This window comes from Chryseobacterium sp. CP-77 (genome assembly GCF_036362765.1).
GTDB lineage: Bacteria > Bacteroidota > Bacteroidia > Flavobacteriales > Weeksellaceae > Chryseobacterium > Chryseobacterium cupriresistens.
The window spans coordinates 4,434,194-4,455,162 of record NZ_CP143637.1; the positions used below are offsets into that span (position 1 = coordinate 4,434,194).

The following is a 20,969-nucleotide window of genomic DNA, read 5'->3' on the forward strand; positions in this document are numbered from 1 at the left end:
ATATAACCATAAAAACATTAAATCTATGAGGAAACTTTTACTTTTCATACTTCTATGTCTCTCTCATACTTTCTATGCCCAGGCTGACTGTGCTACTGCACTTTCCGTTTGCGGAAACTCAAATATCACATATAGCCCTACCGGATATGGTAATATTAAGGAATTGGTCAACTCCGGAAGCTGTATAGATTTTACGGGAGAACACAACTCAATCTGGTATAAAATTACAATCGCTACAGGAGGTACACTTACCTTCGACCTTGTCCCGAATAATCCTGATGCCGATTATGACTGGGCGATTTTTGGTCCTAATGTAAACTGTGGAAATTTAGGATCACCAATCCGTTGTAATGCTGCAACAGTTATCGGACCCGGGCCTGCTACAGGATTGAATATGACAAGCACGCTTCTAAGCGCTGCAGGAGGTTCCCTGACTCCTTATTGCAGATATCTTGATGTTTTACCGGGACAGACTTATTATTTGTTTATCGACAACTGGGTAAGCAGTACCAGCTCTACAACCGCTCCGTTTTCTTTGACATGGGGAGGAACTGCCACACTGGCTTCACCATTTACAGATCCGGCTATTCAGACCCAGCCATTTATTCCTCCGGGCATTCCTGCAGCGAATCCTGCAGACCCACGGGAAGTGGTAATATGCTCTGTTACAGCTTTATTTGATTTTTCTACATTATCCTCCGGAATTCTTAATGGAAATCAAAACTTTGGAGTAAGTTATCATCTGAGTCAGAATGATGCCTTAACGGGGAATAACCCTATTACAGCTCCTATTACAGTCAATACAACAACGGTCTATTATTACAGTATCAATTATACCGATCCGGCTAATGCATCTAATCCGCTCAACAAATGTAAGCAGGTTGGAACATTTAAATTTAAAAATGGTTCCATCACAGCTACAAACGCAACGTTGACCCAGTGTAACAATAATAATGCAGGGACAGCTTTATTTGATTTAACCACGGCAAATGTTATTGCAAACCCTAATGTTACTAAGAAATATTATCCTACAATGGCGGATCTCAATGCCGGAACCAACGAGATTACCAACCCAATGGCATTTGTGTCTGCAGAAGGGATTATTTACGTAAAAGTAGTATCGGAATTTGGCTGTACTGCAGTGGCACAGATTACGTTGAAATTTTATCCCGTTGTAGTCGTGAATGAAACAACTTTGAGATCGTGCTTCATCGAATCCAGCCCAGCCACCGCTTCTTTCAATCTTGTCAATGCTTCAGTAACCGGGCAGACCAATCCGACAAAAAAATATTATCCTTCATTGACAGATGCTGTTAATCAGACCAATGAAATCCTGAATCCTAATAATTACATTGCACCCAATGGTTTTGTGTACATAAGGGTTTCTAATGCTCAGGGTTGTTATAATGTGGCTAAAGTTACTTTGATCGTTATTCCGCCTGTCTATTCTGATAAACTTAAAGATGTGACTATTTGTGCAGAAGACCAGACTACGCTGGATGCAGGACCCGGATTTAAAAGTTATGAGTGGAGTACAGGAGCTACTACACAAACCATTAAGGCAGGAATAGGAGTATATTGGGTAAAACTTAAAACAGGAGAATGTGTGACAACACAAACGGTAAAAGTGCTTCCTTCCGAGCAGCCGGTTGTTTCCGGGATTGATATTTCGAACAACACAATCACAGTATCCGTAATAGGTGGAACTCCTGCTTATAAATATTCAATTGATAATATCATCTGGCAGGATTCCAATGTTTTCAGTAACCTTTCCAGAGGAGATCATAAAGTATATGTAAAAGATGCTTATGACTGTGATCCGATAGAAATTGGAATTGTTGTCCCTAATTTGATCAACGTGATAACTCCTAATGCAGATGGAATCAATGATATGATTGATTATTCAGCCCTGGCCGGGAAACAAAATCTGATCATGAATATTTTTGACCGTTATGGAAATAAAATCTTCCAGGCAGACCGATCCAACGGCTACAAATGGGATGGAACCCAAGGTGGAAGAAGAGTACCTACAGGTACATACTGGTATTCTATCACATGGAATGAAAATGATAAAAAGAATACGGCCATTAAATATACAGGCTGGGTTCTGGTGAAAAACAGAGAATAATAATAAAACAGATAGAAAAAACCACTTCAATTGAGGTGGTTTTTAGTTTTAAAAGTTATTAAATTAGGAAATAAAATAGAAAGAATGAAAGACCTGTTTGTAAAACGCTTTGAGTATTATAAATCGCTTGGTGATAAAACCTTTGAACAGTTAACAGATGAGCAGATGTTCTGGCAGTATAATGAAGAAAGTAATTCTATTGCTGTGATTGTGAAACATCTTGCAGGAAATATGCTTTCACGATGGACTAATTTCCTTACCGAAGATGGTGAGAAATCCTGGCGTAACCGTGACGGAGAATTTGTCAATACTTTTACAACTAAACAACAGGTTCTTGATTTTTGGGAACAGGGTTGGGAATGCTTTTTTGATGCTATTGATAAAATAAATGAGGAAAATCTCTACTCAACAACATATATCAGGGGAGAAGCACATCCGGTTATTGATGCAGTTCTCCGTCAATTGGCTCATTATCCTTACCACATCGGGCAAATTGTTTATATCGCTAAAATGATAAAGAATGAAAATTGGAATACACTTTCTATTGCCAGAAACCGGTCTCAGGAATTTAATACAGAAATGAAAACCAAATTTTCAGGTCAGGATCCGGCACCCAATTCGTCGCCCGTCTGCTTTCAAAACAGCCCCGAAGTTAGAGACGAATATAAACAATAGATTGAATCAATCTTGAGTTCTTATTAAAATTACTATCTTTGCACCCATAAAATTCAGGAGTAACAAATGTCTACTTTTCACAGAACTGCCGCGTTTCATACACTGGGCTGCAAATTAAATTTTGCAGAAACATCTACTATTGCCCGTCAATTAACAGATGCAGGTTATGAGAAGGTAAGTTTTGATGAAAAAGCCAATGTCTATGTTATCAATACCTGTTCGGTGACAGAAAATGCTGACCGTGAATGTAAACTTCACGTGAAAAGAGCAATGAAAGCCAATCCGGAAGGACTGGTGGTAATTGTTGGATGTTATGCACAGTTAAAACCTGAAGAAATTTCACAGATTGAAGGAGTTGACCTGGTTTTAGGAGCAAAAGAAAAATTCAATATTCTGAGCTACCTTGACGATTTGGAGAAATCTGAAAGTGAAGGTGTAGTTCACTCATGTGAAATTGAAGAAACCGATTTCTTTATCGGAAGTTATTCTATAGGGGACAGAACCAGAGCTTTTCTGAAAGTACAGGATGGCTGTGATTACAAATGTACTTACTGTACCATTCCATTAGCCAGAGGAATTTCACGTTCTGATACGATCGAAAATGTTCTCAGAAACGCCACGGAAATCGCTGCAAAAGACATCAAAGAAATTGTTCTTACAGGAGTAAATATCGGTGATTACGGTAAAGGGGAATTTGGAAATAAAAAACACGAACATACCTTTCTTGATCTTATTTCAGAGCTTGATAAAGTAGAAGGAATAGAAAGAATCCGTATATCTTCCATCGAACCTAATCTTTTGAAAGATGAAAGTATTGAACTGGTTTCTAAAAGCAAAAGCTTTGTTCCGCATTTTCACATCCCGTTACAATCCGGAAGCGATGATCTCTTGAAAAAGATGAAACGTCGTTACCTAACCAAACTGTATAACGACAGAGTAAACAAAATCCGCGAGGTAATGCCTGATGCAGCTATCGGAGTAGATGTTATTGTAGGATTCCCGGGAGAAACAGAAGAAAGATTTATGGAAACCTATAATTTCCTTAATGAACTTCCTATCACTTACCTTCACGTATTTACCTATTCTGAAAGAGAAAATACGGAAGCTGCTGCTATGGACGGAGTAGTTCCCGTAGCGGAAAGAAAAAAACGTAATAAAATGCTGAGAATTCTTTCTGAAAAGAAGAAAATGGCATTTTATCAGACCCAATTGGGAAAAACGCTGCCTGTTCTTTGGGAGCACGAAAATAAAGACGGGAAAATGTTCGGCTTCACAGAAAACTATGTGAGAGTTCAGAAAGACTTTGATCCTGCATCCGTAAATCAAATTGAATTTCTAAATTTAGAAAAAATCCTGTCAGATGGCACGGTTTCTGTGCAATCTTCTTACCAAAATTTTTTAGCAAAAGCGTAGGCTCTTTGCTAAAATTCTACTAAATTTATTTTTAAACTTTTAAATACTACATTCATGAGAGATAAGTTTTTATCTTGGGGAATTGTATTAGTAGCTGCTACATGGATTATAGCAATACTGATCAGAGCGCATTATTGGATACCTACGCTGTTATCCGCAATTTATGCATTGGGTGTTTACAATGCTTACCAATCGAAACATGCTATTTTGAGGAACTTTCCTGTATTGGGATACTTCAGGTATTTTTTCGAAAGTATTTCACCCGAAATGCAGCAATACTTTATTGAAAGGGAAACAGATGGGAAGCCATTTCCAAGAAACCAGCGTTCTGCAGTATACAGACGTGCAAAAAATTTAAGCGATACGGTAGCTTTTGGTACGCAGCTGGAAGTAAATCACAGAAAGTATGAAGGGATCAAGCATTCTATTTATGCAAAATCACCATCAGAAGAACTTCCGAGAGTATGGGTTGGAGGAGAACAATGTACACAGCCTTATCATGCTTCTTTATTTAACATCTCAGCAATGAGTTTCGGGGCCTTGAGTGACAGAGCACAGATTTCACTGAATAGAGGCGCAAAAAAAGGAAACTTCTATCATAATACAGGGGAAGGAGGGATTTCACCTTATCACCTGGAAGGAGGAGATCTTTGCTGGCAGATCGGAACAGGGTATTTCGGATGTCGAGACGGCGAGGGAAAATTCAATCCTGAATTATTTACAAAATATTCCACTCTTCCTAATGTGAAAATGATTGAAATCAAATTATCACAGGGAGCAAAACCAGGACATGGGGGAGTGCTTCCGGGAGTAAAAAATACACCGGAAATTGCAGCGATTCGTCATGTCACACCGGGAATGACTGTTATTTCACCACCCTCACACAGCGCTTTTTCTGATGCAGCCGGATTGTTGAGGTTTGTACAGCAATTAAGAGACCTTTCCGGAGGAAAGCCGGTTGGTTTTAAACTTTGTATCGGTGATACCAAAGAATTTGAAGATATCTGTGTACAGATGAATGTTCTGAAAATTTATCCTGACTTTATTACTATAGACGGAGCAGAAGGAGGAACAGGAGCTGCACCACCGGAGTTTTCAGATGGAGTAGGGATGCCATTGGAGCCTGCTCTGATATTTGTGAACAGAACCCTTAATAATTATAACCTGAGAAGCAAATTAAGAGTGATTGCCAGCGGTAAAGTTCTTACCAGTCTTGATATTCTGAGAGCCATTGCTATGGGAGCAGATATGTGTAACAATGCCAGAGGGTTTATGTTCTCTTTAGGATGCATCCAGGCCTTGAGATGTAACTCCAACAATTGCCCTACAGGAGTTGCTACACAGGATAAAATGCTTATTAAAGGATTGGATGTAACAGATAAGGCAGAAAGAGTATATCACTTCCACAAAAATACACTCCATACCTGTAATGAATTAATTGCTGCTGCAGGAAGAAGCTCTTATGAAGAAGTAGATGCCACCATGTTTATGAGAGGCGATGAGTTTGATCACCTTGCAGACCTTTATTTCCCTGATATCTTAGGAAATGTAAAACAGAAAGCAAGACCGTAATTACAGTTTACATCATAAAAAAACACCGTTTGAATAACGGTGTTTTTTTATATAATTATTTTTTATTTTATTGCTGTTGTTCCTGTGTTTGTTTGTCATCACTTGGTCTGTCCTCTCGTCCATAAATCTGAAAGTTGAATACAAAAGATTTATTTCTGTAAGAGGTATTTAAATATGGATAATGGGGGTTTCTTGCAAAAGCAGCTCTGGAAGGAACAATGATTACTCCTTGTAAGTTATAAGGAGTCTCATTTTTCAGATTATTAAATGCTTTAAATTTCTGTAAAGCTTCTCTGAACCCAGGGATTTGATAATATTTTGCTTTTTTTGCAGCATCAGTAGTACCAGCTTCCAGTATTGATCTTTTTACATAATAATATGTAGGATCAATAACAGGAACACCTGTTCCGTCAATAGTATTTAAGAAAGCAGCTTTTGATGTAAATGAAGTGTTTCCGTCAGAATTAACTGCCAGGTAAGAGTATGCTCTTCCCATGATTTTAATAATATCAGTATCTCCGATGGTTTTTGCAGAATCAGCAGGTGTAGGCTGAGCTCCGCTTCTGACAATGTAAATGGTTCCTGAAGGTAGTGTTATGGGACTCAGTTCAGAAAGCTTCTTTTCAGTATCATCCGCAGTATCTGTAGAACTGAAAGCTTTTATATTACCCTGTGCATCCAGATAATTCTCATCCATGAATTTCTTAATGGCCTGATCATCATACGTATTTTGCGTAGCAACATCTTCCGGCTCTACATAGGTTGATACATCATCATCTTTCTTACAAGCAGAAAAACACAAAGATCCTGCAAGGATATATAAAAATATTTTTTTCATTTCAAAAAACTTTAATTACTTTACAAATAATATAACGGCAAAAGTATAAAAAAATATGAGAATAGATAAATTTTTATGGAGCATTCGTTTTTATAAGACGAGAAGTATTGCAGCAGAGGAGATTAAAAAGAACAGAGTTTCTATAGGAACGTCTGCCGTAAAGTCGTCTAAAGAGGTAAAAGAAGGAGATACGATCAAAATCCGTAAGAATCAGATTGATTATAAAATAAAGGTAATTCAGATTCCTAAAAGCAGAATTGGAGCCAAGCTGGTGCCTCTTCACATTCAGGACGTCACAGATAAAGAGCAATACGAATTGCTGAAACTTCGTAAAATGTCACAGGACTATTACAGAAACAAAGGAGAGGGAAGACCTACCAAAAAAGACAGAAGAGAAATGGATGAATATGTAGGCAATGATATCGACTCCGATTTTACAGACTGGGATGATTTCTTTGGTGAGACCGGAGGTGAAGGTGAGGATGAAGATTAGTATAAAAATAAAAAAGCTCTAGAGATAGAGCTTTTCTATTATTTCGTTAACGATGTCTTCCGGTTCTCTGGAATCTGTCCCGACAGTGAATTGTGCTTTGCTGTAAAACTGATTTCTTTCAAATAAATGTTTGGCAATAAATTCCGGCAGGTCTTCATCTGATATATTGGCAATCAGCGGCCTTTTTTCTTTCTGTTTTGAAAGTCTTTCCACCAGTGTTCCCACTCCGGTTCTTAAAAAAACGCTCTTGGAGTTGTGATTAATGATCTCCATGTTATTATAATATACCGGGGTTCCTCCGCCCAGACTTAAAACTACATTTTCTTCAGAAGCCAATATCTCTTCAAGTGCCTCCCTTTCCAGTTTTCTAAAGTAAATCTCTCCCTTTTTCTCGAAAATTTCAGGGATGGTTAATTTATTTCTTCTGGAAATCTCTTTATCGAGGTCAATTAATTTAAAATCGATTTTTTCGCTTAATATTTTGGAAATGTGCGATTTGCCACTTCCCATGTATCCGATCAATGAAATTACCATGAATTTTTTTTAAACAAATTTGCGAAAAAGTTTTGAGATAAAGAAAAAAGTCATATCTTTGCACCACTTAAAACAAGGGACATTACTTAAATGAAAACTTGTTGCACAAGTGGCCGACTCGGTAGCTCAGCTGGTAGAGCAATACACTTTTAATGTATGGGTCCTGGGTTCGAATCCCAGCCGGGTCACTAGCAATAATAATTACTTAATTTGTGATTTTATTGCCTGCGTGGTGGAATTGGTAGACACGCCATCTTGAGGGGGTGGTTTCCTAAGGATGTGCTGGTTCGAGTCCAGTCGCAGGCACTGCAAAGAAAATTTTATAATTAATATTGAAATTTATTTCATTTTAATTGTGGCCGACTCGGTAGCTCAGCTGGTAGAGCAATACACTTTTAATGTATGGGTCCTGGGTTCGAATCCCAGCCGGGTCACAAGTTTACTGAAAAGTAAATTTTTTTCATATTAATATTTTGTGATTTGGTGTTTCAAAGGCTTCCTTCAGGAGGCCTTTGATTTTTGTATGAATCAAGGTTGTGAATGGTGTTAGCCTTACTTTATTCAATAAAAAAATCCCCAACTAAGTCAGGGATCTGATATTTAAATCCGGAAAGATTAATCCAGATGCATATTGTCAATTAATCTTACACCATCTACTACCACTACAATAAATGCTCTGAAGCTTCTGTCTTTATAGAAAAAATCAGTCTCCTGTAATGTTTTTTCATCAGCAATCAGGAAATATTCCAGTTTCATTCCCTGCTGGTCATCAAAAATATCAGCTACTCTTTCCTTGATTTCCGGAATCGTAACAGTTCTGAACCAGTCGTTTACTTTTTTTAAAGTCTCATAAATTACTTTAGAAGCTTCTCTCCGGTCTTCATGAAGCCTTTGATTTCTTGAGCTTAGCGCCAGTCCGTTTTCTGCCCTGTAAATAGGAACTCCGGTTATTTTAACTGGAAGATGCTTTTTCTCTACCATTTTTTTAATAATAGCAAGCTGCTGGAAATCTTTTTCACCAAAATAAGCATTATCAGGCTTTACCTGTCTGAAAAGTTCTTCTACAACAGTTCCTACACCATCAAAATGGCCCGGTCTTGATTTTCCTTCCATCTCATTTTCCAGTCCGTCAAAATCATATCGCTGGCTTTCTGCTTTCTCAGGGTAAATATCTGCTACCTCCGGAATATACACTGCATCTACAAGACCAGAATTCTGAAGAATAAGTATATCTCTGTTGACGTCTCTTGGATATTTTTCAAGATCTTCAGGATTGTTAAATTGAGTTGGATTTACAAAAATCGAAGAAATAACAAGATCATTTTCCTTTCTTGCCTCTTCATACAGAGAAAGATGGCCTTTGTGCAGGGCACCCATGGTAGGGGCAAAGCCAATTCTTTTTCCCATTTCTTTCTGTCTTTCAATGAAATCCTGAAGGACTTTTCTGTTTTTTAGAACTTCCATAGTTTATTTTAATACTATTTCAAAAATACTAAAAATATCGCATAATAATATGTGGTTTTAATAATTTGAAAAGGGAATTTTCGTAAAAAAATGTTAATTAAAATAATGTTGGATGTTTTTTTGTAATTTTGCACATTAAAGCATTTTTACAAAAATTAGATAGAAAGTTTATGCCGAATCAAAAAATACTGTACATTACTACAGAGATGTATCCATATCAGGAAGATACAAATATGGCTGCAGTGGTAAACAAAATGGCACTTAAGATGCACCAAGAAGGCAATGATGTAAGAGTTTTTATGCCAAGATTTGGACAAATAAGTGAGAGAAAATTCCAGCTTCATGAAGTAATCCGTCTTTCAGGGATGAATATTATTATCAATGATCTGGACCAGCCTCTGATCATTAAAGTAGCGTCTCTTCCGGGGGAAAGACTTCAGGTTTACTTTATTGACAATGAAGAATACTTCAAAAGAAAACAATATTATTTCGACGATGAAGGAAACCCTTTTGAAGACAATGACGAAAGAGCTATTTTCTTTGCAAGAGGAGTTATTGAAACCATTAAGAAACTAAACTGGGTGCCGGATGTTATCCATTTAAATGGATGGATGTCTTCTTTTGTTCCAATTTATCTTAAAACGTACTACGAATCAGATACGTATTTCAAAGACGCGAAAATCATACTTTCTCTTTACAACGAGAAAGATGCCGACCTGGATAAAAAGATTGACGAAAAACTGCAGTTTGATAATATTTCAGGATTAAAAGCGTTAGATAACCCAACGATTAAAAGTTTTGTTATCGAAAGTATGAACTATGTAGATGCCGTTGTGAAAGGTGACGAGTTTCTGGATGAAGACCTGGATAAGGCTTTCAATGAAACTGCTACCCAAAAATCAGAGTATCTGGACATAGATTCAATAAATCAACTTTATTAAAAAACACATTTTTAATGACTCATAATCTTAAAAGGACCTTCGCCATACTTTTGATGGCGTTTTTCGGAAGTACATTCCTTCATAACTGTGAACCGGACCCGGATTCTCTTGGCGAGCAGTTGTTTAATGATGATGCAGCACAAGGTAATGAAATTGCATATCCCGTTATCGCATACAATTATAGTAACAACGATTCAATCAGAAGTGATGCTGCCAGATTGATCAGTGCGGTAAGCGAATCTGGTGCGGCTTCCTATGTAGGTGTTCTTGGAGCATTTACTGAAAGCCAGTTTGGAATGCAGAAAGCTTCTTATGTTACTCAGCTGAGAATGCCGGTGGATAATTATGACTTTAACGGAGCCAATCCAAAAGTAGATTCTGTAGTTCTTGTAGTGAGACCACCTGCTAATACTGCTGCGAATACCTACTTCTTTGAAGGCGATTCATTAAAAACAAAAACACTTGAGAAAACTGATTTCCCGGTAGATGGAGTTGCTACAGCAGTTTCCATTGAAAAGAAAACGTATCCTGTTCGTAAATACGGTAAAACAACAGGTTCAAAATCGATGAAAATCAATGTACATGAAGTAACCACGTTCATCGATGCAAATGATGACAGTTTCAAACGTTCCAATAAAACAATAAGTACTGGTGAACTGTTAGGATCAGGAGTATTTGACGGTACTATAAGTTCTACATCTATCACTAAAAAATCTGACAACTCAGTTGTATTTACCGGAAACTTAGGATTCAGAATGAAGCTGAGTAATACGGATTTTTTCCAGACTCATATTCTTGATAAAAAAGGTAAGCCTGAACTTCAGGATGCTTCCAACTTCATCAGATATTTTAAAGGAATAAAAATTTCTGTGGATGAAACGGATAAATATCTTTACCAGTTCTCTCCTAATGATTTGCAGCTTATCATGTATTATAAATATGATAAAACAGAGAACGGAACAACAACAAGGCCACAGACAACCCTTAATTTCAACTTAGGAGGTTCTAATGCTCACCTCGGTCTGTATGAATATAGCAGATCCGGATCATCTTTTGCGGCTGCATTAGCTGCAAGTAACCCTGCTGAAGGAGATGAAAGACTTTTTGTTCAGGGAATGGGAGGACCTTCTGTGGTAGTTAAGATTAAAGATGAGACGATTGCAAAGCTTAAGGATATTTTTGTTAAAGATAAAGCAGGTATTGTAAGTGCTAAAATCAGAATCTATCTTGATGCTGCAACGTGGAAAAATACAGGTTCTACTGAAGACCGCAGATTTTCACTTTTAACCAATACATTAGATGCTGGTGGTAAAATTGATTACAAAAAACTGGCGTTTACTTCAGATCTTACCAACGGGCTTGGATTATATTATTTTAAAGATAAACCTGAGCCAGGTTATTATGATTTTGTTGTAACAAAAACAGTTAAGGATCTTGTAGAAGGTAAGAAAGAAACAGTAGATGGAACTGAACAGCTGGTTGTTAATAAACCTTTAATAATCAGTGCAGGAACATTTGCTGCCAATGCTACAGGAACCCTTTTAGGAGTTCGTAATACAACAAGAGCATTTGATATGAACAGAATTATTCTTACAGGAGTAGATAAAACCAATACGAATCCGAAGAGAATCCAGTTATTGGTGACTTACGGAACGAAAAAATAGAACAACAAACAACACTATACAAAATAAAATATGTGCGGAATAGTAGGATATACAGGATTTCAAGACGCTTATGAAATTGTAATTAATGGTCTTAGAAGATTGGAATATAGAGGGTATGACAGTGCCGGAATTGTTTTAGAAGGTTCAGATAACAAGCTGGAAGTAGAAAAAACAAAAGGCAAAGTGGAGGATTTGGTGAATATTTCCAAAGAGCTAAAAGGAAAGTCTAAAATTGGAATGGGACACACCCGTTGGGCAACCCATGGAGTTCCAAGTGACAGAAACTCCCATCCGCACTTGTCAAACAACGGGAAAATCGCAATTGTACACAATGGTATTATTGAAAACTATGATACCATTAAAACAATGCTTACTGAAAAAGGATTCACTTTCAAATCAGAGACAGATACTGAAGTATTGGTAAACCTTATCCAGTATTTTATGGATCTTAATCCTGAAATTGATTTCCCTACAGCAGTGAGATATGCATTGAATGAAGTATATGGAGCATATGCAATTACTGTACTTCATGAAGATTATCCAGGGGTATTGGTCGTAGGAAGATTAGGTTCTCCTCTTGCAATCGGAATCGGTGATAAAGAATATTTTATCGCTTCTGATGCTTCTCCATTCGTAGAATTTACAAAAGAAGCTATTTATCTTGAAGAAGGACATATGGCAACGATCTCTCTTGAAAACGGAGTAGATATCAGAACCATCAATGAAAACTCTAAAATTGAGCCTGAAATTCAGGAGCTTAAATTAAGCCTTGAACAGATTGAAAAAGGAGGATACGAGCATTTCATGCTTAAAGAAATTTTTGAGCAGCCTAAATCTGTACACGATACAATGAGAGGTAGACTTCTTGTAGATGAAGGAGTTATTAAAATGGCAGGAATCTGGGATCATGTTGAGAAATTCAAAAATGCCAACAGGATTATTATCATTGCCTGTGGTACTTCATGGCATGCAGGTCTTATCGGAGAATATCTGATTGAAGAATATGCAAGAATCCCTGTTGAAGTAGAATACGCATCAGAGTTCAGATACAGAAACCCGATCATTACAGATAAAGATGTGGTAATTGCTATTTCTCAGTCCGGAGAAACTGCTGATACAATGGCTGCTTTAAAATTAGCAAAAGAAAAAGGTGCATTTATATATGGTATATGTAATGTTGTAGATTCTTCAATTGCAAGAATTACAGATGCTGGTTCTTATACCCATGCTGGTCCGGAAATCGGGGTTGCTTCTACCAAAGCATTTACAGCACAGCTTACCATTCTTACTTTAATTGCCTTTAAATTAGGAAAACACAACGGAAACCTGGGAAATGCAGAATTTATGAGCTTAATTGCTGAGCTTGATGCTATTCCTAAGAAAATTGAAGATGTGTTAAATACCACTCATGAGCTTACGCAGAATATTGCAAAAGATTTTGTGAAAGCTACCAATTTCCTTTATCTGGGAAGAGGATACAATTATCCTGCAGCCCTGGAAGGAGCATTAAAATTAAAAGAAATTTCTTATATCCATGCAGAAGGATACCCGGCTGCAGAAATGAAGCACGGTCCGATTGCCCTGATCGACGAAAACATGCCGATTGTAATTATAGCGCCTAGAAAAGGTCACTATGATAAAATTGTGAGTAACGTTCAGGAAATTAAAGCGAGAAAAGGTAAAATTATCGCTGTAGTAAATAAAGGAGACCGTCAGGTGAGCGAAATGGCAGATTATGTTATCGAAATCCCTGAAACTTCAGAATGTTTCTCTCCAATCGTTGCTTCCGTACCTCTTCAACTGCTTGCTTATTATATTGCAGTATATAGAGGAGCCAACGTAGATCAACCGAGAAACCTTGCAAAATCTGTTACCGTGGAATAAAAAGTTGTTGTAAATAAAATAAATTTAGATTTCTTCCGTTATTTCAAAAAAAATCTTAAAAGTTTCTTAAAAAAATTATATATTTACGGCTTAATTATAAAAATTAACATGAAAAGGATATTTCTTTTATTATTGTCTGCGTCGGTAGCATCGGTATCTTGTTCAGGTGGTGGCAGCTCTTCTGTAGGGAAGCCAGGAACAAAAGGAGAATTGATACCAAGAGAAAAAACTAAATCATTTGTTGCGGAAAGACCATACGGAATGGTCGCAATTCCTGCAGGTTCGTTTGTTGCTGGTTTAGCAGACCAGGATCCGACAAATACGCCTGAAAAAGCATCATTGAAGACAGTTACTGTTTCTTCTTTCTTCATGGATGAAGCAGAAACTACCAATGCGGAGTACAGAGTATTTATCAATTATGTAAGAGACTCTATCGCAAGAACTTTACTAGCTGAAGCTGCCGGAGAAGGTGGTGATGAAGGCGGACGTAAAGGAGCAAGCATAGGAGATTACGCATACCTTGCTAAAAAAGAAGAAAATTTAACACCTTATCAAGAATATATGGAAGGCCAGGGAGGCCGTGAAGATGGAAGTTATGATGCCAGCAAAAGATTAGATTGGAAAATCCCTTTACACTGGAGCACATCAAAATATCCGGATGTAGAATACGCAGAAGTTTTAGAATCTATGTATCTGCCTTCTTCTTCAAGAATTGGAAACGAAAGAATTTTAGATGTTAGTAAGCTGAAATATACTTACCGTTGGGGAGATATGGACGCAGCTGTTGCAGATAACGAAAGAGGAGCTAACTACCTGAAAAGTGAAAGTATCGCAATCTATCCTGATACTACAGTTTGGGTAAAAGATTTCCACTTTGCTTACAATGAGCCATTGTTTGAACAGTATTTCTGGCATAAGGCTTATAAAGACTATCCTGTTGTCGGGGTTACCTGGGATCAGGCAAGGGCTTATTGTAACTTCAGATCTAAATTGAAATCAGATTACAACGAAAGTTTAAAAAGAAAAAAACAAAAACCATTAGTTTTCCGTCTTCCAACAGAAACTGAATGGGAATATGCTGCCAGAGGTGGTATGCAAAATGCTACTTACCCTTGGGGTGGTCCATATTTAATGGATGACAGAGGTTGCTACCTTGCCAACTTCAAGCCTAAGAGAGGTAACTACATGGAAGACGAGAAAAAAGGTACTTATACATATACAGCTCCAGTTAAGAAATTTAAGAAAAATGGGTTTGGGTTATTTGATATGGCTGGAAACGTTTCTGAATGGACATTATCTTCTTTTAACAACTCTTCAGCTGGATTCACTTCTACATTAAATCCTTCTACTAAGGATAAAAAGGATACGAAGAAATCCGTAAGAGGTGGATCTTGGAAAGATATAGGATATGCACTGATGACAGGTGCTAGAGATTGGGAAAGAAAAGATTCCGCAAGAAGCTATATCGGATTCAGAACTGTACAGGATATTCCTGAAGCAGCCGTTAAGCCAAGAAGAGTTAACAGATAACGAATCAGACAATTATTTTTCAATAACAATTTTATTTAACATTAAAAAAACTAACTCAATATGTTTAAGACTAAAGATGCTTGGATGAATTTCTTTTATTCATTCGGTGCTGCAATTGTAATTCTTGGAGCTTGGCTTAAAATTACTCACATTACCTTAGGACCTATTAACGGTAACATGGCTCTTACTGTAGGACTTATTACTGAGGCTATTATCTTTATCATCTTTGCATTTGACCCTCCGAAAACTGAAGAGTCTTATGCCTGGGAAAATGTTTATCCTGAGTTATTAGATAAACATGCGAATCCAAATCCTTTACATTCTAATGTAACAACTAAAAATACAAGCGCTCAATTTGCTGAATTGGAAAACTCTCTTTCCAGCAAATTGGATAAAATGCTTGAAGATGCCAGATTAGACGTTCAATTATTTGAAAGATTAAGAACAGGAATTGATAAATTCTCAAACTCTGTTGATCAGATCAATCAGACTGTTGACGTATCTGCTTCTACTCATAAATATAACGACCAGTTGAATAAAGCAGCTCAGCATATGGAAAGTATGAATGCACTGTATGCAATGCAGCTTGAAAGCGGTAAGAGACAATCTGAATTTGCTAACAAGTATGTTACTGATATGCAGAAATCTGCAGAGCAATCTGAAAAATTCAACCAAGAGCTACAAGGTTTAACATCTAATCTTAATAACTTAAATAGAGTTTATGGTGGTATGCTAACTGCTATGAAGTCTTAATTCCTAACCATTTCTAAATTAACTACTTAATCAAAAAAACAAAGAAAAGAGAATGGCACAAGGAAAACAGACCCCTCGTCAGAAGATGATCAACCTGATGTATTTGGTGTTCATCGCGATGATGGCCCTAAATATTGATGCAGAAATCATCAGATCATACTATGACTCTACCAGAGCATTGAATGAAACCAGAACTTTAACAGAAAGAAAGAACGAGAAGATCTTTGAAAGAACGTTGGAAGCTAAAGCTCAGCAAGTTCCTGATACCTACGCACAGCCTTGGGCTCAGTACAAAGTACTGAAAACCAAAATTGATGCATTGGTGAAATCTGCTCAGGATGTTAAAGATTTGTTGAAAAAACAATCTGAGTTTCACGACAAAGATCCTCAAACAGGAAAAGATATTGATGTAAGTGAAAACTTTGCTGCACTTAACAATAATGAAGCAACTACTGAATATTTCTTTAAGGAAGGAGATGAAAATACTCCATCAAAGAATGCACTGGATCTGAAAGCTAAAATTGATGATGTAAGAAACTACATCAACGCTACTTTCGGAAGCAATGCCCAGTTACAGGATTTAGTAGCAAGAGCCAATAAGTCTCTTATTGCGGAGTATCCTAAAGGAACATCTCCCAATGAAAAGACCTGGTTCCAGAATAAATTTTACCATCAGCCGCTAATCGCTGCAATATCTAATTTGGAAATTATCCAAAATGATGCCAGAAATGTTCAGTCTGATGCATTGGCACTATTACTTCAGGAAAAAGTAGATGCGAATATCAAATTCTCAAGCTATGAGCCTATTGTTTCAGGTCCGGTAGATATCCAGGCAGGAAAACAGGCTGAAGTAAAAGTAATGTTGGGAACTTATTCTAACAGTAACAAGATCAGCATCTCTGGAGTAAGCAGAGTAGAAAACGGTAAAGGTGTTATGCAAATTTCAGGTTCTGGAATTGGTGAACATAAATTAGGAGGTACGATTACATTAACAGATGCTTCAGGGAAACCTCAGTCTTTCCCTTGGACACATACTTATAATGTAATTGCAGGACCAAGAGAAGTAAAACTTGAAAAAGGATTATTACTTTCTGCCGATAAGATGAATGTAATGTATAGAGGACTTGAGAACCCTGTTTCAGGATCAATCTTAGGTGCTGACAATTCTAAACTTTCATTATCTGCAGCAGGAGCTACTGTGAAGAGTACAGGTCAGGGTAAATGGAATGTTACTCCTACAACAGGAAATGTAGTGAAGTTAACATTATCAGGAACAGATCCATATGGTAAAACAGTTTCTCAGGTATTTGAATATAGAATTAAGAATATCCCTAGACCACAAGGTCAGATCAGAGGTAAAGCTGTAAACTTTATGCCGGTAGGTTCTATTCCTAACCAGATTGTTTCTGCTACTTTACCAGACTTTGACTTCCCTGTTTCATTCACGGTTAATAGCTTTATTATTAAGCTTCCAGGAAAAGCAGGTACTCTGATTCAAGGTAGCTCACTATCAGGAGCAGAAGGTATGCTTAGAAACCTTAGACCTGGTGATGTAGTTCAGATTTATGATATTCAGGCTACGGCTACAGGATTGGGTAACCAGAGACTTAAGGAAATTTCACCTGTAATTATTAATGTTCAATAAGGTTAATTTGTAAAATCATATTATGAAAAAATATATTAGCACCCTTTTAGTTTTAGTTTCGGGATTCGCTTTTTCCCAGACTATTCTGAATGCTGCTTCTCCTGAGGAATTCAGACAAATGAGAGCTGAATCAATGAGAAAAGCAGGGGATACTGTTATCAGCAATAAAGTAAAGCCTCTTGAATATGGTTTCGTTGATGACAAGGATATTTACAAAAGTATGTTTGTTTGGGAAATCATTGATATGAATGATAAGATCAACCAGCCGTTTTATTATGACAATCCGGATGGTCTTCTTTCTAGCTCTACAAGATCATTATATCAATTATTACTTGATGGAGCCCTTAAAGGTGACATCAAAGAAGTTTATGATGACGAAAACTTCGTTACCAGACTTTCACCGGAAGCCATTCAGAAAAGATTGGAAAGTGTAAGACTTGACGAAGAAGCTATCGATATCCTTAACTCTGGAAGAACACTTACAGAAGACGAGAAGAAAAGATTAACAGATATTATCAGAACAACTACTGATAAAGTAAAAGTTCTTAAAGTGATGGGTATGTGGTTTATCGATAAAAGAGATGGTCAGATGAAATACAGACCGCTTGGTATCGCAGCTATGGGTCCGGATCCGACATCTGTTGGAAGAATTGGTCCTGATGGTCAGCCCTTAGCTGGTGCTGATGAACTGATCGATTTGTTCTGGATTTACTATCCAAGTGCTCGTGATATTTTAGCAAACAACTATGTTTTCAACAGAAAAAATTCTTCTGCTGACTTATCTTTCGATGATGTTATCAATGCAAGAAGATTCTCTTCTATTATCTACAAATCTTCAAGCGGTTTAGGAGATGGTACTATCAAAGACTATATTCCTAGAAACGCTGAGGAGCAGCTGGAAGAAAGCGACAGAATCAAAGCACAGATTCTTGACATGGAAAATGATATGTGGAATTACTAAATTTCACTTGATATTTATAGAAAACCTGAGTATTTTTACTCAGGTTTTTTTATGATGAAATCGCCCTTTTTTATTACCGATCAATAATCAGTGGCATAGGCGATTACATATGACCTTTAAACAAATGAAATTTCTCATATGAAAAATGTAGATTATATTATTGTAGGAGACGGATATGCAGGACTTTTTCTGGCTCACCAGTTAATTAAAAATAATAAATCCTTTGTCATCTTTACGGAAGGAAGAAAAAGTGCTTCCCAGGTTTCAGCAGGTATTATCAATCCTGTGGTCCTGAAGAAGTTTACCACATTCTGGAAAGCACAGGAACAAATAGATTTTCTAAAAGACAGTCTTAAAGAAATAGAATCATATACCGGGGAAAATTATCTGATCAATGCTCCTATTCACAGAATTTTTCATGATGAGAATGAACAGAACTTATGGTTAAAAAAATCAGCAAATGAAGAATTGTCGAATTTTCTTGATCAGAATTTTGATCGTTTAGAGGTGGTAAAAAACGACTTTCTTACCGGAAAGGTGAATCAATCCGCAAGATTAAATGTTAATGGATTTTTTAGTGGTTTATTCAATTATTTTGAAAAAAATGATCAATTGATAAAGGAAAAATTCGATTATTCAAAATTAAATCCATCAGAATCCACTTATAAAGATTATACCTTCAAAAATATTATTTTCTGTGAAGGAATGGGTGTGAAAGATAATCCCTATTTTTCAGAGATCACTGTGAATCCCAACAAAGGCCACCACATCAGGGTGAAACTTTCCCAGCCAATTCCTGAAAACATAACCATTAAGAAGAAACATTTCTTATTTCCAACCGGAAACGGACTGTATTTTTATGGTGGAACCTATGACAGAGAGCAGCTTCATCATCACATTGATGAATCAGCAGTTGATCAATTGATGAAGGGACTTTCAGAATTTTATCCTTATGATTTTGAAGTGGAAGAAGTACATTTTGGATTCCGCCCCACAGTAAAAGATAGAAGACCCATCATTGGAAGACATGAAACATTCGGTAATCTGTACGTTTTTAATGGGCTAGGTGCCCGTGGTATCCTTAACGGTTGCTATTTTGCAAGAGATTTATTCCATTTTATTGAACAGGATATTCCATTACATGAAGAAGTTTCATTGAAAAGATTTCAATAGTGTATCTTAGTATCAATTTCCAAACTGAAGATCTATGGATGAAAATATATTAGGTATCGTTGCCGGAGTTCTCACTTCCATTTCAATGATTCCACAGCTTGTCAAAGTAATCAGAGAAAAAAATGTGGAAGATATTTCCTTACTCATGCTGCTGGTTCTTATTTCAGGGCTTTCTTTGTGGGTATGGTATGGCTTTGCAAAAGATGAACTTCCCATAATTTTGTCAAACGCATTTGCTGTTCTGGTCAATGTCAGCCTTCTGGTATGCTATATCATCTACAATAAAAGAAAATAAAAAAAATACGCCTCATCATAATGAAGCGTATTTTTTTTATGTAAGTGAAATTTAATTATTGAAGAACAAATTTAGCTAAAGGAGCCATTCTTGCTTTGTTTAAAGTAAGGGTATTTCCGTTTACAGAGTAATTATCTGCTGCCAGGATTGCTTTCGTAAATTGATTTTCAATATCAAGATCTTCACAAGCCATCATGGTAGACATTCCCTGATTGAACTTAATTCTCATTACTTCAGGTTTGATCTCAAATGTTCCTCCCAAGCCATTACATCCGGCATGCCCCTGATATCTCATTCCATCCATTTCAAGTTTGAAATAAGGATTGTTTTTAGGATTCTTCAGTTCAATCGGTTTCCCGTTAAGCTCTGTCAGTTTCCACGTTTTTCCTGTAATATCAGTCGTCGCTTTTTGAGCATTTTGTGTTTTACACGAAACAACTAAAAATGTTGCGATAATAAGTGCCGAAAAATAATAATATAAACTTTTCATAATGTTTATTTTTTTAATTAGAATTGCTAATCCCTATGCTAATACGATGCCATTTTTGCAGGACCAGACTCTTTTTTTGCCTGTTTAAGATGAAACAGAACCATATCTACATTCTTTTTCAGGAAAGTGATATTGCCTTTAATATCAGAATATTGATACTCTTCATTAGAGGCTGTATATTCAGGTAAAGCATCACTTTTTTTAAGGTCAAAAGTTTTACCGTTTAAATGTATTGTTGCTGTATTTTTGGTATTGTTGATGGTCACTTCTATTTTTTCTCCATAACTGTCAACATACACATTTTTTGAAATGTCATCTGTATTTTCTGGGGCAGCAGCGGTAATGGTTTCAGCTTCTTTTCCGGGATGCTTACACGCTGTTAGGGAAATAAGGGTCAATCCGAAAAGGATTGGTACTAATAAATTTTTCATAGTGATAAGTGATTTTAAAGTGTTTCATGAATTATGATATTAATGCTATATAAATTTACAAATATTTTTAATAAATATGTGTTAA

The 20,969-nt window shown here is 36.7% G+C and carries 19 protein-coding genes and 3 tRNA genes; 17 read left to right on the forward strand and 5 right to left on the reverse strand.

Annotated elements, in window-relative coordinates:
• Positions 1-25 precede the first annotated feature (25 nt).
• From V0410_RS19920 to V0410_RS19935, 4 genes are all read left to right on the forward strand, one after another.
• Complete coding sequence (locus V0410_RS19920) at positions 26-2,128, forward strand: T9SS type B sorting domain-containing protein (protein ID WP_330745361.1); 2,103 nt, start codon at positions 26-28, stop codon at positions 2,126-2,128.
• An 84-nt stretch (positions 2,129-2,212) separates the two neighbouring features.
• On the forward strand, positions 2,213-2,803 hold the full coding sequence (locus V0410_RS19925) for a DUF1572 family protein (protein WP_330745362.1): 591 nt from the start codon (positions 2,213-2,215) through the stop codon (positions 2,801-2,803).
• A gap of 66 nt (positions 2,804-2,869) precedes the next feature.
• Entirely contained in the window at positions 2,870-4,216 is a 1,347-nt protein-coding gene (gene mtaB / locus V0410_RS19930) for a tRNA (N(6)-L-threonylcarbamoyladenosine(37)-C(2))-methylthiotransferase MtaB (protein WP_110009519.1), read from the forward strand.
• 54 nt (positions 4,217-4,270) lie between these two features.
• Complete coding sequence (locus V0410_RS19935; RefSeq protein ID WP_330745363.1) at positions 4,271-5,788, forward strand: FMN-binding glutamate synthase family protein; 1,518 nt, start codon at positions 4,271-4,273, stop codon at positions 5,786-5,788.
• A gap of 67 nt (positions 5,789-5,855) precedes the next feature.
• Here V0410_RS19935 and V0410_RS19940 read toward each other — a convergent pair whose 3' ends face one another.
• Positions 5,856-6,626, reverse strand: a complete 771-nt coding sequence (locus V0410_RS19940; protein ID WP_330745364.1) for a hypothetical protein — start codon at positions 6,624-6,626, stop codon at positions 5,856-5,858.
• A gap of 55 nt (positions 6,627-6,681) precedes the next feature.
• Between V0410_RS19940 and V0410_RS19945 the strand changes: the two genes are divergently transcribed.
• The gene (locus tag V0410_RS19945; protein ID WP_202843448.1) at positions 6,682-7,119 is read left to right on the forward strand and encodes an RNA-binding S4 domain-containing protein; all 438 of its coding nucleotides are present in this window, start codon (positions 6,682-6,684) and stop codon (positions 7,117-7,119) included.
• 18 nt (positions 7,120-7,137) lie between these two features.
• Here V0410_RS19945 and V0410_RS19950 read toward each other — a convergent pair whose 3' ends face one another.
• Positions 7,138-7,653 (reverse strand): shikimate kinase, encoded by a 516-nt coding sequence (locus V0410_RS19950; protein ID WP_047428102.1) that lies wholly within the window; start codon positions 7,651-7,653, stop codon positions 7,138-7,140.
• Positions 7,654-7,768: 115 nt separating this feature from the next.
• Between V0410_RS19950 and V0410_RS19955 the strand changes: the two genes are divergently transcribed.
• The 3 genes from V0410_RS19955 (at position 7,769) to V0410_RS19965 (ending at position 8,087) form a co-directional block, all read left to right on the forward strand.
• Positions 7,769-7,841: transfer RNA gene (locus V0410_RS19955), tRNA-Lys, on the forward strand.
• 35 nt (positions 7,842-7,876) lie between these two features.
• Positions 7,877-7,959, forward strand: a tRNA-Leu gene (locus tag V0410_RS19960).
• A 55-nt stretch (positions 7,960-8,014) separates the two neighbouring features.
• Positions 8,015-8,087, forward strand: a tRNA-Lys gene (locus tag V0410_RS19965).
• A gap of 181 nt (positions 8,088-8,268) precedes the next feature.
• Here the strand turns inward: V0410_RS19965 and panC are convergent.
• Complete coding sequence (gene panC, locus V0410_RS19970) at positions 8,269-9,117, reverse strand: pantoate--beta-alanine ligase (RefSeq protein ID WP_330745365.1); 849 nt, start codon at positions 9,115-9,117, stop codon at positions 8,269-8,271.
• Between the two features lie 170 nt (positions 9,118-9,287).
• Between panC and V0410_RS19975 the strand changes: the two genes are divergently transcribed.
• From V0410_RS19975 to V0410_RS20015, 9 genes are all read left to right on the forward strand, one after another.
• Positions 9,288-10,058 carry a glycogen/starch synthase gene (locus V0410_RS19975; protein ID WP_110009514.1) on the forward strand — a complete coding sequence of 257 codons (771 nt, stop codon included), beginning with the start codon at positions 9,288-9,290 and terminating at the stop codon, positions 10,056-10,058.
• A gap of 14 nt (positions 10,059-10,072) precedes the next feature.
• A complete protein-coding gene (locus tag V0410_RS19980; RefSeq protein WP_330745366.1) occupies positions 10,073-11,722 on the forward strand; it encodes a DUF4270 family protein in 1,650 nt (549 codons plus the stop codon).
• A 30-nt stretch (positions 11,723-11,752) separates the two neighbouring features.
• The gene (gene glmS / locus V0410_RS19985) at positions 11,753-13,606 is read left to right on the forward strand and encodes a glutamine--fructose-6-phosphate transaminase (isomerizing) (RefSeq protein WP_110009512.1); all 1,854 of its coding nucleotides are present in this window, start codon (positions 11,753-11,755) and stop codon (positions 13,604-13,606) included.
• 108 nt (positions 13,607-13,714) lie between these two features.
• Positions 13,715-15,136 carry a type IX secretion system lipoprotein PorK/GldK gene (porK, locus tag V0410_RS19990; RefSeq protein WP_110009511.1) on the forward strand — a complete coding sequence of 474 codons (1,422 nt, stop codon included), beginning with the start codon at positions 13,715-13,717 and terminating at the stop codon, positions 15,134-15,136.
• A gap of 60 nt (positions 15,137-15,196) precedes the next feature.
• Positions 15,197-15,889 (forward strand): type IX secretion system motor protein PorL/GldL, encoded by a 693-nt coding sequence (porL, locus tag V0410_RS19995; RefSeq protein WP_330745367.1) that lies wholly within the window; start codon positions 15,197-15,199, stop codon positions 15,887-15,889.
• A gap of 52 nt (positions 15,890-15,941) precedes the next feature.
• Positions 15,942-17,534: a type IX secretion system motor protein PorM/GldM gene (gene porM, locus V0410_RS20000; protein WP_110009509.1), complete on the forward strand. Its 1,593-nt coding sequence runs from the start codon at positions 15,942-15,944 to the stop codon at positions 17,532-17,534.
• Positions 17,535-17,556: 22 nt separating this feature from the next.
• Complete coding sequence (porN, locus tag V0410_RS20005; protein WP_110009508.1) at positions 17,557-18,495, forward strand: type IX secretion system ring protein PorN/GldN; 939 nt, start codon at positions 17,557-17,559, stop codon at positions 18,493-18,495.
• A 138-nt stretch (positions 18,496-18,633) separates the two neighbouring features.
• Positions 18,634-19,668, forward strand: coding sequence for an NAD(P)/FAD-dependent oxidoreductase (locus tag V0410_RS20010; protein ID WP_330745368.1), 1,035 nt, complete (start codon positions 18,634-18,636; stop codon positions 19,666-19,668).
• A 34-nt stretch (positions 19,669-19,702) separates the two neighbouring features.
• Positions 19,703-19,963: a SemiSWEET transporter gene (locus tag V0410_RS20015; protein WP_330745369.1), complete on the forward strand. Its 261-nt coding sequence runs from the start codon at positions 19,703-19,705 to the stop codon at positions 19,961-19,963.
• A 55-nt stretch (positions 19,964-20,018) separates the two neighbouring features.
• Here V0410_RS20015 and V0410_RS20020 read toward each other — a convergent pair whose 3' ends face one another.
• Positions 20,019-20,453 carry an META domain-containing protein gene (locus tag V0410_RS20020; RefSeq protein ID WP_330745370.1) on the reverse strand — a complete coding sequence of 145 codons (435 nt, stop codon included), beginning with the start codon at positions 20,451-20,453 and terminating at the stop codon, positions 20,019-20,021.
• Between the two features lie 38 nt (positions 20,454-20,491).
• Positions 20,492-20,884, reverse strand: a complete 393-nt coding sequence (locus tag V0410_RS20025; RefSeq protein WP_120233455.1) for a multicopper oxidase domain-containing protein — start codon at positions 20,882-20,884, stop codon at positions 20,492-20,494.
• Positions 20,885-20,969: the final 85 nt, after the last annotated feature.

Bases quoted from the DNA above. Each gene is read 5' to 3' on its own strand.
- panC (WP_330745365.1), bottom strand. From the start codon at position 9,117: ATGGAAGTTCTAAAAAACAGAAAAGTCCTTCAGGATTTCATTGAAAGA.
- porN (WP_110009508.1), top strand. From the start codon at position 17,557: ATGAAAAAATATATTAGCACCCTTTTAGTTTTAGTTTCGGGATTCGCT.
- V0410_RS20025 (WP_120233455.1), bottom strand. From the start codon at position 20,884: ATGAAAAATTTATTAGTACCAATCCTTTTCGGATTGACCCTTATTTCC.
- V0410_RS19950 (WP_047428102.1), bottom strand. From the start codon at position 7,653: ATGGTAATTTCATTGATCGGATACATGGGAAGTGGCAAATCGCACATT.
- V0410_RS19975 (WP_110009514.1), top strand. From the start codon at position 9,288: ATGCCGAATCAAAAAATACTGTACATTACTACAGAGATGTATCCATAT.
- mtaB (WP_110009519.1), top strand. From the start codon at position 2,870: ATGTCTACTTTTCACAGAACTGCCGCGTTTCATACACTGGGCTGCAAA.
- V0410_RS19940 (WP_330745364.1), bottom strand. From the start codon at position 6,626: ATGAAAAAAATATTTTTATATATCCTTGCAGGATCTTTGTGTTTTTCT.
- porM (WP_110009509.1), top strand. From the start codon at position 15,942: ATGGCACAAGGAAAACAGACCCCTCGTCAGAAGATGATCAACCTGATG.
- V0410_RS19935 (WP_330745363.1), top strand. From the start codon at position 4,271: ATGAGAGATAAGTTTTTATCTTGGGGAATTGTATTAGTAGCTGCTACA.
- V0410_RS20015 (WP_330745369.1), top strand. From the start codon at position 19,703: ATGGATGAAAATATATTAGGTATCGTTGCCGGAGTTCTCACTTCCATT.
- V0410_RS20010 (WP_330745368.1), top strand. From the start codon at position 18,634: ATGAAAAATGTAGATTATATTATTGTAGGAGACGGATATGCAGGACTT.
- glmS (WP_110009512.1), top strand. From the start codon at position 11,753: ATGTGCGGAATAGTAGGATATACAGGATTTCAAGACGCTTATGAAATT.
- V0410_RS19980 (WP_330745366.1), top strand. From the start codon at position 10,073: ATGACTCATAATCTTAAAAGGACCTTCGCCATACTTTTGATGGCGTTT.
- porL (WP_330745367.1), top strand. From the start codon at position 15,197: ATGTTTAAGACTAAAGATGCTTGGATGAATTTCTTTTATTCATTCGGT.
- V0410_RS19945 (WP_202843448.1), top strand. From the start codon at position 6,682: ATGAGAATAGATAAATTTTTATGGAGCATTCGTTTTTATAAGACGAGA.
- V0410_RS20020 (WP_330745370.1), bottom strand. From the start codon at position 20,453: ATGAAAAGTTTATATTATTATTTTTCGGCACTTATTATCGCAACATTT.
- V0410_RS19925 (WP_330745362.1), top strand. From the start codon at position 2,213: ATGAAAGACCTGTTTGTAAAACGCTTTGAGTATTATAAATCGCTTGGT.
- porK (WP_110009511.1), top strand. From the start codon at position 13,715: ATGAAAAGGATATTTCTTTTATTATTGTCTGCGTCGGTAGCATCGGTA.
- V0410_RS19920 (WP_330745361.1), top strand. From the start codon at position 26: ATGAGGAAACTTTTACTTTTCATACTTCTATGTCTCTCTCATACTTTC.